This window comes from Pseudomonas sp. FFPRI_1, assembly GCF_055384485.1.
Genome location: NZ_AP029168.1, coordinates 2,116,173 through 2,129,837, shown reverse-complemented (window position 1 = coordinate 2,129,837; position 13,665 = coordinate 2,116,173). Strand labels below are relative to the sequence as shown.

Here is a 13,665-nt window from a genome sequence, read left to right as displayed (position 1 = left end):
CATCCCGTTCGCGGAGCACTCGGCTCAATTCAATGTGTTGAGAAACTCCAGCGCCGACCAGAAACCGGCGCCATGATCCTTATGCCCCTGCCAGACCTCAGGGATGAAACTCACGGTTGGATAGCCCTTGAGCTGGGCCCAGGTCGCCGGCCAGTCCACGTCGCCGGTGCCCATGATTACGCCTTCGCCATTGGCACCCTTGGCATCAGCCACGTGCAGGTGCGCCGAATGCGGCAGCAACAGCGCCAGCGCGGCCTGGAAGTCCAGGCCGAAGTGGAAGCAGGCCATCTGCAAATGCGACAGGTCGAGGCACAGGCGCAGGCCAAGGGCCTTGGCCTGCTCCGCCAGCTCGTCGGGCATCATGAAAATATTCTGGTGACGCTGCCCGCCAAAGTGCCAAGGGAACGGCGCCATGTTCTGCGGAATCAGTTCGGTGCGACCGAAGTCCACCTGAGCACAGGATTCCTGGAAACGCCGGTACAGTTCGGCCCGATGAGCGATGGGAAACGGCTCGTCTGCGGAGAACCCGCCGATGTTGGCAACGATCAGCAGCGAGTCGGCATTGGGGAAGTACTCGGCAATCTGCAAGGTGGCATCCACTACCCGCTGCAGGTTGACGATCGAACGCTGGCGGTACTCCAGGTCATCGGCCACCAGGTCCAGCAGTTCACTGTTCTCGAACAGTTCCGGAGCATGTACCACCAGGCGCGAGCACTGCACCTGACGCAAGTACGCCTGGGGCGCCACGCTCAAGTCGCGGTAGGACAGGTGGAACTCGAACAGATCCGGCTTGATCCACTGCTCATACTGCAGGAAGTCGTGATAACGAACCGGCACGCCCCAGAGGATCGGCATGGCGAACTCCCGGCGTACTTCGGCCTGCTCGCTGAGATCGCTGTCGAATAGAAAATCGCCCTGGGCAATACTCCGCCCGGCCTGCCTGCCCAGCAGGTCGTTCAACCGGTATGGCGCCAGACCCTGACCCGGGCTGGCTACCCGCAACATGTCTTGGGTGAAGGTTTCCCCGGGAGCGATGGCCCGTGCGGCGATCACGCTCTTGCCGAGGTTCTCGCGATTGAGCAACTCGCCCTGGCTGGCATGGCGGCCTGGGCCGGTCCACGGCAACGCCTTCTCCAACTGCCGGATCCCCTCCACCAATTGGCGGAACTCCTGGGGTTCGAGGCTGGCCAGATGATCCGGGCCTTCCATGCCACGATCAAGGGTGATGTGGCGCTCGATCAGTTTGGCCCCCAGGGCAACCGCGGCGATGCTGATGGCCGTGCCGCGCTCATGGCCGGAATAGCCGATCAACCCATGCAGTTCGCGCAGGCGCGCCAGGTAGCCGAGCTGGATATCGCTCTCGGGCGCCGGATAGGTGCTGTTGCAATGCAGCAAGGCGAAGGGCACGCCCAAGCCCCGTAACTGCACGATGGCGCGCTCGATCTCATGCTCCAGCGACATTCCGGTGGAGAGAATCAGCGGCTTGCCCAGGGTCGCGGCCTTGGCGATCAGGTAAGGGTTGCACAGATCGGCAGAGGCGATTTTCAACGCCGGAACATCGAAACCGGCCAACACATCGACACTGGGTTCGTCCCAGGGAGTGCAGATGTAACTGATGCCCTTTTCCGCGCAGTAGGCGCGGATCTGCCGATGCTCCTCGACATTCAGCTCGACCTTGTCCAGCAAGTCCTGGATGTACTCCACCCCCAGATCCTCGGCTCTCGAACCGTCAGCCTTGCGCCGGTACAACGCCTCGCGATTGCGCAGCTGGAACTTCACACAATCGGCGCCGGCCTCGATCGAGGCATCCACCAGTTGTTTGGCCAATGCCAGGGAGCCGTTGTGGTTATTGCCGACTTCGGCAATCACAAAGGTCCGGTCGCCACCGATGACCACGCCATCGATGCTGAAAACTTGCTCATTCATTGAATTTTGGTCCGCCAGGAAGTGACACCGTTGGATTCGAATCGGAAATCAGTGGTGCGACAGCCCAGCTCGCGGACCTTTTCGGTCACCGCATGCCGATGCTGGGGCTGTACATAGAACAGGAAGAACCCGCCGCCTCCGGCCCCCAGCAGTTTCCCACCCAAGGCACCGGCGCTCAGAGCGCATTCATAGATCTGATCGAGGACGCCATCACTGACGGCCCGGGAAAACTGTCGTTTGAGCATCCAGCCCTGGTGCAGGCTGCGGCCGAACTCCAGCAACTCCCCGCGAATCAGGTGGTGATGCATTTGCCGGCACAGCGATACGCTCTCGGTCAGCAACAACCCTTGTGCCTGTTTGCTTTCCATTTCTTCACGCTGCTGTACATGCAGCTTGCCGGAGTCGTGGGAAATCCGCGTATCACAGAGTACCAGGCACTCTTCAAGCTCGTTGCAGATCGAATCGTCGAGGCGAATCGGGTGGACCAGGTTACGCCCTTCCTTGAACTCGATCAGGTTGAAACCGCCAAAGGCTGAGGCGTACTGATCCTGCCACCCACCGGCGATACCAAAGCACAGGCGCTCGGACTGGAAGGCCAGTTCGGCAACTTCATAGGTGCTCCAGCGATCGCGGCGCAGCTCGTTGAAGGCAGCGATCACCGCCGTCGCCACAGCCGAAGAGCCCCCCAGGCCCGAGCCCACTGGAAAGTCGGAGCGCACATGCAAGTCCAAGCCATAGCTGGGCTTGATCACCGACACAATGGTTGCCAGCAACCCCTTGCCGGTATGGGCCAGCAACGCGTCCACCGACTCGTATTGCTCTTCGGTATCCAGATCTTCGGAGAAAATCCGGATGACCTCATCCGTACGCGGAATCAGGGTAGCGTGGGAGTAAAGTCCCACTGTGCAACTGAGCACCGCCGCCGGGTTTTCCACAAAGTAGTAAGTGAGGTCCGAGCCGCCACCACTGAAGCTCATACGCACCGGGGCTCGTGCCCTGGCCAGCACCGGTACCTCCTGGTTGGCGGCCAGCAACGACGGAGTGACCACATCCACCAGCAGGCCCTGGGCATCCACCACCGGGATTGCGTTGTAGCTGAGGTCGAAGATCTTGAGCATTTCGTCCCGGGCAGCACCCACCTTTACCGAACGGTATTGAGTGTTCATGCACTCGGTGACCGGCACATCAGTGGCGCCTCCCTGCAACAGATAACGGCGCAAGTCACCGTTTGTCAGCACGCCAACCAGGCGGTAGCCATTATCGACCACAAAGACGATCTGCAAGTCCCCCGACTCGATGCACTCGACTGCCTCGAGGATGGTCTGGTGGGTATAGATCGTCTGGTTTTTGACCAATTGGCTCATGGTTTCCCGACCTCTTGCACACTGGACTTGAAAGCACTCAATGCGTCGGGTGTTCCAATATCGATGAACGGTCCGCTGTACTGGACCACTTGCAAGCGTTGCCGCTCGATCAGGTGCGGCAAGATCCATTGCTCCATGGAGCAGGCCTGCCGTTCGAACTCATTCAGGGCCTCGGCGGAAAAACTGTACACCCCGGCGTTGACCAGGCCCGGCCCGGACGCGCCCTTCTCATTCAGGGCCAGCAGGCGCAGATCCTGCGAGCAGGCGAGGCTGCCATAGCGCGAGCGGTCCTCGACCATCACCCCAAGCACGCAGTCCGCTGCCGAACCAAGGGCCAAGCGGTAAGCCTGCTGATCAAGGTACGTATCGGCGTTGAGCACCAGATAGCGCCCCTCAGCCCGCACCTCGTGCAGCGCATGCAATATTGCGCCCCCCGTACCCATGGGTTGCTCTTCGATCACCAACCGCAACTTCAGACCACTCTGCGCGGCGAGAGCAGGCAACAGCTGGTCCAACTGATCGGCACGGTAATGGGCGCACAACACGGCTTCGCTGAGCCCGGCCAGCTTCAACTGTTGCAGTACCAGCTCCAGGAATGGCCGGCCGTGCACATCGACCACGGCCTTTTGCGAACCTTGCAGTACGCTGCTCAGGCGTGTACCAAAGCCGCCACAGAGGATATAGGCACGCATCAGCGATCCAGCCCGAAGAAGTGTTCGAGGCCGTGAGCCGCATGGGCCAGATGCTCCTCGCCCAGGCGCCGCGAGGTCAGCGCCGAAAAGGCCAGCAGGTTCGCTGACGAACCCGAGTTGGTGGTCAGTGCGCAACGTCGGCCAAGGTGCTTGGCCAAGCGTTTTTCAAAAGCATCGTTGAAGCGCCCGGTGGTCAAGCAGCCATCCAGAACCGCTTCGGTCATCGATTGCAACTCACCGGCACCGATCACCTTGCCCGCAGGCGGCACGGCACTCTGGCCTGCCACGAACACTTGTGGCGCCATCTGCAACTGCGCATAACGCCCACCCAACTCGACAATTTGTTGGCGTAACTGCTGCGAAGTACTTTCACTCATGGGTATTGCCTTGATAGTCCGCGATCTGCCTGCGGGTAAAGGTGTACATGTCTTCGCCGTGTTGCCAGGCGAGGTTCCAGGCCAGGGTGCGCTCCAGTGTGGTTGCCAGAGGCCAGCGCGAGGTCCAGCCCAGCTCCGTCTGCGCCTTGTTTGAGCCCCGTGCCAGCATACTGGCTTCATGGGGCTGGGCTCCCGGCTCGACAGCCCAGCGCACAGGCGTGGGCCACAATTCGGCGAGCTGGCTGACGATGCCCTGCACCCTGGCCACGTTGCTGCTGCCGGGAGCAAAATTCCAGGCCCCGGCATGCTGCGCGCCGTCTGCGAACGCGGCCCGGGGGCTGCAACTTAGTCACCGTGGCGAGCTTGCCATGCTGGCGGTGGAAGGCGATCGACTCGGGAATGTTCACGTTCGAGACGCCGTCACCATAGGTGAAGCAGAAGGTCTCATCGCCCAGGTAATCGCGTACGTGCTTCAAGCGGCCGCCGGTACCGGCAGCCTCTCCAGTGTCCACCAAGGTCACACGCCAGGATTCGGCATGACGCTGGTGGATATGCATGCGGTTTTCCGCCATGTCGAAGGCTACATCCGACATATGCAGGAAGTAGTTGGCGAAGTACTCCTTGATGATGTAACCCATGTAGCCCAGGCAGACCACAAAGTCGTTGATGCCGTAGTGAGAGTAGTTTTTCATGATGTGCCAGATGATTGGCTTGCCACCAATCTCGATCCTCGGCTTGGGCTTGAGGTGTGACTCCTCACTGATGTGAGCACCTCCCCCCCCCACCAGAATTACTGCCTTCATGTGCGTCTCTCAAATGTGAACAGCATCGTCTTCAATGGCCTGCTACCCCCTCAGCCTGTACGCCAATAATTCGGCACCTGTGCGATTTACCGGGGGCGCAGGCACTGGAAAGCAATATTGGTGCCATCGAAAAAACACCTGAAAAACCCCACCCTTCGGCACTTCCATCGGTATTGCGAAGCTATAAAAAAGCCCACCGAAAGTGGGCTTTTTATCTGCAGCATGTGGCGGGAGAAGATTGAAGATTCTTAGCCGCCGGGCTGATCCAGCAGCTCCATCCAAGGAACCGCAGCCACAGGACCCAGGCCATAGCCACGCCCCTGCAAGGTCAAGTTCTTGTTGTAGAAGCGGTCATGCCCCAGTACCTGCGACCACTTCTCCTGAAGGACCTGCAATGCAACAGGCGACGACTCAAGCAACCCCGACTGAATGACTTGGACATGGGGCGTCCAGACCGTCAGGTAACCGCCCTGGCCAATCCGCAGGCACAGGTCAACATCACCCAACCCTTCGGCAAACAAACTGTCGTCGATGCCATCGGCGGCGTCGAACAACTGCTTGGCAATCATCAAGCAGGCAAAAGACACCGCCGAACAGTTCTGCTCTACCACCAATCGATTGAGATAGCCCACGGACGTCTTGGGCTCACCAACAAAAGCCGAACCGACACTGCCATTGAAGCCCATGATCAGCCCCGCCTGGGTCACCCGCGCCTGCCGATCCACCAACTTGGCTCCCACCACGCCGACTTCAGGACGCAGGACCTGGTTAAGCAGTGACTCAATCCAGTTGACGTTGAGTACTTCGCTGTCAGCCGCCAGGGTCACCAGGTATTCACCCTTGGCTTGCTGGCTGAGGGTATTGATCAATGTCGCAGCCGACAAACCGGGTTGAATGCCGAACTGGCGCAGACGGTTGGCTTGCTGCCCCTGAGCGGCCAGCCACTGACTCAATGGCGCCGAGTAGGCCGGATCTTCAGCCAGCAGGATCTCGTAACGCTGGTAGCGGGTTCGCTGCAGTATGCTGAGCAGGCAGCGCTGCAAGGCCGGCAGATCCTTAACACTGTGAAGGATGATCGATACCAGCGGACGCTCAGTGAAGCGGTAGTCGATCTTATGGGTCCCTGGCACCGGCGCGCTGATATCGGCCTGGTAGCCTCGGGTAGCCAGATGCCGCAACAGCGCCTCGCGCTCGTCAGCATTGTTCTGTGCCATGGGCGCCTGGCAAACCAGCAACGGCTCGGCCAGGTGGGCAAGCCCCTCCAGGCCACCCTGCTCGATCAGGCGCAACAGCAGATCAAATTCCAGGGCACCCTTGAACTCGCGGGAATAACCCCCTGCCTGCACCAGAGCATCGCGGCGTACCAGCCAATGCTGTGCCAGCAGGGCAGGACAGTTCTGCAACAGGTCCAGGTTGAAACCCGGACGGAACACATCACGCAAGGTGCCATCCGGTAGGCGCTGGATCTCGTCCATGGCCACCGCACGGCATTGCGGCGCCGCCAACAGCTCAAGGCTTGCCTGATACAAACCACTGGGCGTGAGTTCGTCTCCGGCCTGCGCCATGACCAGCCAATCGCAGTCGCTTTGTCGCACTGACTGGTTGATCTTGTCGACGTAGTTGTTCTCGTCGACCTTGACGAAATGCAAGGTGTTTTGCGCAGTGGTGACCGAAGGCAGATCACCACTGGTGAAGACAATGATCTTGAAGTTGCGACAGTAGCTGTTGATCACGCTATCGAAGGTCGCTTGCAACTTGAGGATGTCGGCCTGCAGGTCCAGCAGCAATATCCCGAAAGAAGGCCCACCGGAGTGGCGCACCAAGTGCCGGCCGATCTTCTCTACCTGACCGGCATCTGGCTCACGTGCTTCGAGCCACTGCAGAAGGCGTCCGGAGCGGGTTGTATCAAACCACTCAGCGCATTGCGCCAGTGTCGCTGCCTGCAATCGAGCCTCCCAGGCCTGAACTGCCTGCGCACGCTGCTCCTCACCTCGGGCCTGCAGCGACCGGATCATCTGCTGCACCACTGGCAAGTTGAAGGCGTAGAGTTCGAAGGCTTTCTGCAGCCGATCATCGAGAGGCTCGGCACTAGCATTACGCTGGACCCGCAACAGCTCTTTCTGCTGGAGCATGACGCCTTCGAGCTCCTCCAACTGTCGACGACCGCTCGGTACCGCATGAAGGAGAAATTCCAGGGCGCTCAATTGTTCGAAAAACGCCTGGTTGTAGAAGGGCAACTCTACGTACTGGGTCGGTTCGAAACGCCGGACCGGCTGCTCCAACAGCGAGTCCCACGTCGATTCGATCAGCTTTTCCGTTTCAAGCCCTGGCAAGGTTGCGAGGTACTTGCCAACGGCCAGCAGGTTGTCCCGGGTACGCTGGCGAATGCTCTCGCCGTCGATGGCGTCGAAAGCCACGGCCAGAGCCAGGGCGAAACGCTCGTGTTCAACCAAGGCCTGCGCATCGCGGTAGCTCAATTGCGCTGCAATCTGCAGGTTTTGCAGCCTTGAAGCGCAATGCTGCTCATGCAGTCCGTAGGGGATTGGCAGCAGACGCACCTTGGCGGCGACCGTCAGGCCATAGGAATGCCCGATCTCCTGCAGGGCCGGATTGAAATCCGCCGGCATCGAAACATACCACCGACGCAGCAGCTCGGTTCGGGTCACTGCACTGATCAACGATGGGCAATGGCGGGTGAATACTTCCAACCGGGCCTCGGCAGACTCCGCGCAATAGTCCTCTTCCCCCTTGCGATCAAGACGCAGGTAATCGACTCCCTGAGCATGCGCCTCAAAAGCCAGGCTGTACCCCTGGCAAGCACCGTATTCACTATGGGCCTCAAGAAAGTCCAGAGACTGCTCGACCCCTTCACGCAGAAGGAAATCCTCGACATCGGCCATGGCCATGTAAGGAGTCTTCAGCATTGCGATGGACTGACGCAATTTGCCGCTGAAATGTTCGGCACGGTCGGCCGGTACATGCTGATAAAGCACATCGGCAAACTCGGCGCCAACCCCGCTATCGCTCTGGCTCGACGAGTCGACCACCAGCACCGTGCAAGGCCATCCACTGTAGTAGCGCAGCGCTCGACGCAAAGCCCGAGGCTGCTCATGCGCCAGCAAAACCAAGGTGAAATGCTCACTCAAGGGGGATGCACCGTTGGGAAAATTGCTTTGCATATGAATTCCTGTCCGCTCAATCGGAGGCATTAGGTTGTTGGCTGATGTCGCTCACACCCGTCAGTCGGCGAGCCAACCATCGGCCCAGTACTGCAGGTTGTCACCACGCAACATGAAGTCGCGCAGTACTACCTCGCGCAACTCATCGCCCATCTGGTAGCTGGCTTGCGGATCGGCCAGGTGCATACGGATAGCCTGCAGCCACTCCTGCGCCGAGTTGCTGATGACTCGGGTACAAGGTAGATGACCACGATAGGCCTCGGTATCCGAACAGATCACCGGATAACCGCAGGCGCCGTACTCAAGCAAGCGCAGATTGCTCTTGCAGTCGTTGAAAATATGAAACTCCAGTGGCGCCAGCGCCAGGTCGAGGTTCAGGCTTGCCAGCTTGGCCGGGTAGTTCGCCAGACTCACCCCCGGGTGGTACTCGTGCACATAAGGTTCGAGCACTTCAGGACACATGCCGAAGAACACCCATTCCACCTCATTGGCCAGTTCCTTCACCACATCGGCAATCAACTCCAGGTCACCACGGTGGCTGGTGCCGCCGCCCCAGCCAATACGTGGCTTGAGTGAGGTACGGCGCTGGCTGCGAATCTGGCTCCACAAATGCGGCGCCAGCATGTTCGGCACCACCCGGATATCCTGATGCATGCTGGACAGGGTGTTGGCCAGGGCATGGGTCGAAACCACCACCCGGTCACACTGGGCTATTCCACGGCGCAACAGATCCTCGATGTTGTCGGGCATATTACGAGCGTGCTCATTGCGCTCGGGAATATGCGCAACATAGTCATCCAGCTCATAGATCCTGCGGGCCTGGGAGTAATTGCGAACCTGGCTGATGTCGTTGAACTTGGATGTGTTGTAGCGCCCCTGAAAAACCACCACGTCCGGTTGCAGGCGTTCAACCTCGATGATCGAAGGCATGTGGTAAGACACGCTACCAATTATCCTCTGAGCCGCCTGCAACTCGATCAGTGGCTGGCTGACACGATAGTGGCCGATGGCAGAGTTATTCAGCGCCAGGCCGAGAATCGAGGGCACGGATCGACTGCAAAGTGGATTCCATCCCGTACGCGAACCGGGCATCAAGCCGAAACTGTTGCCCATCAGGTTGAGATTGTGGTTGTAGGCAGGATCCCGGGCCACCTTCGGCAGCCAGCGCTTGTAGAACGCTTCCTGCTCACGCTCGAGGCGCAGCTCCCAGCCCTCCTCTCGTCGAGCTTCTTGGGAAGCTACCAACACAACTGCCGCGTGGGGCGTAGTCACGATCAGGTAACCGTCCTTGCCCACACGCAGGCACAACTCCAGTGAGTTGATGCCCTGAGTGCCGACCTCCCCGTCAAAACCACCTGCGTCGGCGAAGACCTGAGCCCGAACCAACAGGCAGTGGCCGCTGACAGCGCTCCAGTTCTGTACCACCTGCATACGCTGCATATAGCCGCCCGAGGACACCGGCTCGTTGACAAAGGCTCGACCGGCCAGGCCTTCCAGGCCAAGCACCAAGCCGGCATCAATGACATTACCCTGCAGATTCAAGGTACGCGGCCCGACTATCCCCACCTCCGGCCGCTGCCCGTGATTGAGCAGCTCTTGCAACCAATCCTTGTCGCGGACGACACAGTAGGAACTGAACATCAACAGATAGTCGCCCCGCGCCTGGCGCGCCGCAAAATTCATCAACTGCGCTTCATTGCCACCCTGCTCATGGAAGAAGATCCGCAACGCGTCACTGCCCAGGTCAGCCATGGAACGCAACCAATGACCCAATTCGGGTTGGGTGCTGGCGTTATCCACAATGATGATTTCATAACGGGTATTGGCAGTATGAGTAATCAGGCTATTGATGCACCGCTCCAGCGCCACCAGATCGTCCTTGACCGAGAGGAGGATCGACACCAGCGGCTCAGAGTCATGCACATACTCAATCCGCGGAATCAATTGCAAGCCAGCTCCCTCATGCAATCGATATTCGACACCGATGCGCTGCAAATGGGCTGCTAGCAGGCGCGGGTTCTGTTCCACGACCTGCGGCAATGACAGCCATTGAGCAAAGGAAAACTGCGACTCGACCTGAACCTCGGCAATGTGCTCGATGACCTGTGAACCCTGGCCCTCCACCAGTCGCCAGATAAGGTCATGAGGCGCCAGTTCACCGAGGCTCACATCGAAACAGCCCAGGCTCAGCACAGCCTGGCGATCGAATGCCAATGTACGCCCCACATAGGGGTATGAACGCAACAGATCGAGATTGAAGTCCGGCTTGAAGATCGGCTCCGCCGGTTTTCCATCGACCAGGGCACCTTCGTCGCTGTATATGCAGAAGACTCCTTGGCTGCAGACAATCCGTTCGGCCAGAATCTGTAGCGCTGTATCCCGCAAACAGTCACCCGCACGCAGCAGGTAAAACCAGTCCACACCTTCTTGCTGGAGCAATAACTCGTTGACCCGAATCAGCCAATCGCCGCCCAGAGCGAGCCGCCGAACCTTATGATCCAGGGCACACTGGCCGTCAGACAAGAGCAACACCTGCGATTCATAGCCCTGAGTGGCAATGCTGGCCAGCGTCAGGTCCACGGCGCTGTCATCCCCATCGGTGTCGATGACCAAAAGCATGATCTGCGGACGCTTTGTCCAGAAGCTCATCTGTCGGGATAACAACTGCTGCTGAGCCGGGCTAAAGCGACGATATCGCAACCATTGGCCATAGAGATCGCCATAGCTTTCGCTATCGGTACCGACATGGCTCTGAATAATGCCCTGGCGCCCCGCCATCAGTGAATAGAGGTTGATTTCCTCCCAGTCACGCTGTGACTGTCCTTGCGCCTCATCCAGCGAAAGGTAACGCACCCAGCCCCGAGCAGGAGCCTGATCACCGCTGCGCTGATTGAGCATCTGCTCCAGCCAGCCCCACTCGACGATTGCAGCGCTGACTATTTCCGGGCGGTGCGAAAGGCGCTCCGGATACAGACGCTCGAAACAGCCTAGAGCGCTGAGTTCCACCAGGTTGCCGCGCCGTAACAAACAGACGAACAAGGCAAAGTCGAGCACCGCGACGAACCCACCTTGCTCCTGTGCCAGGGCCGGCAACAGAGACTCGATGTCCGACCGGCGCATCAATGCACAACTGAACCGCCCGATAATATTGCGCGGGACCTTTTCAAAGTAGGCCAGCAGGTCCTGCCCGTTGAACAGCGCATCGAACTGAGTAAGGCCCACATTCTCCATGCGGATTGGCAGCACGTAGCTGTCGGCATCGAAGAAGTGATGCTTGCTCACCACCAACTGGACGTCGTCCTGGGTGTTGAGAATCTGTGCCTGGCGCTCGATGCAATCGGCCACCAGTTGGTCATCGTCACAGAGGAACTTGATGTATTCGCCAGTCGCCTCTTCCAGGCAACGCAGGATATTGCGCTGAAACCCCAGACGTTGGGAGTTGCGCACATAACGCAGATTGGCGGCAGGATGCGAGCTACGCGCCTCGGTTACGATCTGTTCGATTTCATCCGTGCGGCAGTCATCGCACACGACAATTTCAAGGTTGGAGTAGGTCTGATCGAGCGCGCTGCACAGTGCAGCACTGAAAAAGCGAGGGTTGAATGCCGCAATGGCGATGCTGACAAGAGGGGCTGGTTTCACGCACGTAACTCTCGACCGGTATGCGCCGGCTCACGTGAGAGCGGAACGCCCCGATCCGTAAAAGAATGAGAACGGGGATCGTACAAGCTGCCACGATCCCCGCACTGAATCAGACCTTGTTGAACAGGCCCAGCTGAGCGATCTTACTGAATGCCAGTTGCGAAGCCTGCAGCATGGTTTGTTGCAGGGTCAGACGAGTCATCACTTCGGCAGGATCGGAATCGCTGATCGCAGAACGGGTCTTGACGTTGGCCGCAGACAGGCTCTCATTGATTTCTGTCTGGGTATCCAGGGCCTGACCGCGACCACCAATCGAACTGATACCGATGGCCAACTGATCAACACCACTGGTCAGGTTGGCAATACCCGAGGCGAGGTCGGCCAACTGCTTCTGGGTAGCGATGGTGTTGCCGGTCACCGGGGTGTTGAGGGCGTTTTTCAACTGGCTCACGGTGTCCAGGATGTTCTGCGTTTCATGAGTATTGACCGCAACGCTGAACTGATCATTGGCCGCAGGAGCGGTGCCGTTCAACTGGAAACTCACACCCGCCGCGGTAGCTACGTTGCCCGCAGTCAGGGTTCCCGAAGACACCGGTTTACTGTTGGCAGTCACCGGAGCAGCATACAGATCGAAATTCGTGGCGCTGGTGAACTTGAGCACCGCAGAACCACTAGGGAAAGCCGCTTTGTAGGCCGCCTGATCGGTCACAGTGGTGCTGCTGACCTGGGCCATGCTCGGGTTACCCGGGCTGCGAGCGACATTGAACGTATCGGGTTTGGCCGCCAAGTTGAATTGGTGCCCCGGCAACAATGCCGCCGGGTCTTCACCCGCCTTCAAATTGACGTTCAGGGTCAGGTCGACCCCACGAAAGCTCACGGTCTGGTTGGGGCTGCCATCGAACGCCCCACCCTTGCTCGCTTCGGATGTGACATCGACACCATTGGTGTCAGTGATCTTCAGCTGAGTGCCAGTGACGAACTCAACTTTGTAGGGCTCGCCGCTGCGAAAGCTGCTGTTGTAATTGACGCTATTGGTCACCTGCCCATTGGACAGGCTCACACGGCCATCATCCACCGCCGGCAAGACACGAGTAACCTCGCTACGACTGGTGTTGAGCGCCTGCTGGAAAACATCCCAGCCAGTGCTGTTGGCGGCCATTGTCATGGTATCGCCCACCGGCAGCTTGAGGCTGGTCTGGTCACCGTTGTAACTGTAGGTGCCGTCGGAGTTGCGGGAGAATGGCGGCACATCATCCTTGGAACCACCAAAGATGTACTTACCGTTTTCATCCTGAGTGTTCATCAGGCTCAGCAACTGCTCTTCGATCTGCCCCAGTTCAGAGGCATTGGCCTGACGGTCGGCATCGGTGTAGCCAGCGTTGCCAGCACCCAGCGCCAGTTCCTTGGCTCGCGCCAGCACGTTGTTGATACTGGTCATCACCGACTCGGCCTGACCGAGCGAGGCCTTGATCGAATTGGTATTGCTCTTGTACTGATCAAGCAGAGAAGCCTGCTGGCCCAATTGCAGCAAACGCGAAGCGCCCACCGGATCGTCTGCGGCGGTATTGACGCGAACCAGGCTGCTGGCCTCTTCGCTGCTCTTGACTACGTTGGCGAAGTTCTTCTGGTAGTTGGCAGCCGAAGACTCGTAAAACTGGGCGGTGGAAATGCGCATGGGCTAC

General features: G+C 59.1%; 7 protein-coding genes and 2 pseudogenes. All 9 read right to left on the bottom strand.

Annotated features, from left to right (window positions below; genetic code table 11):
- Positions 1-24: 24 nt before the first annotated feature.
- Entirely contained in the window at positions 25-1,926 is a 1,902-nt protein-coding gene (locus tag ACZ5BO_RS09625; protein ID WP_464699422.1) for an N-acetylneuraminate synthase family protein, read from the bottom strand.
- Positions 1,923-3,290: a GHMP family kinase ATP-binding protein gene (locus ACZ5BO_RS09620; RefSeq protein WP_464699420.1), complete on the bottom strand. Its 1,368-nt coding sequence runs from the start codon at positions 3,288-3,290 to the stop codon at positions 1,923-1,925. The genes ACZ5BO_RS09625 and ACZ5BO_RS09620 overlap by 4 nt, the downstream gene beginning before the upstream one ends.
- Positions 3,287-3,982: a sugar phosphate nucleotidyltransferase gene (locus ACZ5BO_RS09615; RefSeq protein ID WP_464699418.1), complete on the bottom strand. Its 696-nt coding sequence runs from the start codon at positions 3,980-3,982 to the stop codon at positions 3,287-3,289. The genes ACZ5BO_RS09620 and ACZ5BO_RS09615 overlap by 4 nt, the downstream gene beginning before the upstream one ends.
- Positions 3,983-4,038: 56 nt before the next feature.
- A pseudogene (locus ACZ5BO_RS09610) lies at positions 4,039-4,359 on the bottom strand (DegT/DnrJ/EryC1/StrS family aminotransferase); the annotation flags it as partial.
- Positions 4,352-4,528 (bottom strand): hypothetical protein, encoded by a 177-nt coding sequence (locus tag ACZ5BO_RS09605; RefSeq protein WP_464699416.1) that lies wholly within the window; start codon positions 4,526-4,528, stop codon positions 4,352-4,354. The pseudogene ACZ5BO_RS09610 and the gene ACZ5BO_RS09605, both read right to left, overlap by 8 nt.
- A 157-nt stretch (positions 4,529-4,685) precedes the next feature.
- A pseudogene (locus tag ACZ5BO_RS09600) lies at positions 4,686-5,162 on the bottom strand (sugar phosphate nucleotidyltransferase); the annotation flags it as partial.
- Positions 5,163-5,410: 248 nt separating this feature from the next.
- Positions 5,411-8,341 (bottom strand): glycosyltransferase family 2 protein, encoded by a 2,931-nt coding sequence (locus ACZ5BO_RS09595; protein ID WP_464699414.1) that lies wholly within the window; start codon positions 8,339-8,341, stop codon positions 5,411-5,413.
- A 60-nt stretch (positions 8,342-8,401) separates the two neighbouring features.
- Positions 8,402-11,983: a glycosyltransferase gene (locus ACZ5BO_RS09590; protein WP_464699412.1), complete on the bottom strand. Its 3,582-nt coding sequence runs from the start codon at positions 11,981-11,983 to the stop codon at positions 8,402-8,404.
- 109 nt (positions 11,984-12,092) lie between these two features.
- Positions 12,093-13,658 (bottom strand): flagellar hook-associated protein 3, encoded by a 1,566-nt coding sequence (locus tag ACZ5BO_RS09585; protein ID WP_464699410.1) that lies wholly within the window; start codon positions 13,656-13,658, stop codon positions 12,093-12,095.
- Between the last annotated feature and the right edge of the window lie 7 nt (positions 13,659-13,665).

Coding starts and splice junctions, on each gene's coding strand:
- ACZ5BO_RS09585 (WP_464699410.1), bottom strand. CDS start 13,658: ATGCGCATTTCCACCGCCCAGTTTTACGAGTCTTCGGCTGCCAACTAC.
- ACZ5BO_RS09620 (WP_464699420.1), bottom strand. CDS start 3,290: ATGAGCCAATTGGTCAAAAACCAGACGATCTATACCCACCAGACCATC.
- ACZ5BO_RS09615 (WP_464699418.1), bottom strand. CDS start 3,982: ATGCGTGCCTATATCCTCTGTGGCGGCTTTGGTACACGCCTGAGCAGC.
- ACZ5BO_RS09625 (WP_464699422.1), bottom strand. CDS start 1,926: ATGAATGAGCAAGTTTTCAGCATCGATGGCGTGGTCATCGGTGGCGAC.
- ACZ5BO_RS09595 (WP_464699414.1), bottom strand. CDS start 8,341: ATGCAAAGCAATTTTCCCAACGGTGCATCCCCCTTGAGTGAGCATTTC.
- ACZ5BO_RS09605 (WP_464699416.1), bottom strand. CDS start 4,528: ATGCTGGCACGGGGCTCAAACAAGGCGCAGACGGAGCTGGGCTGGACC.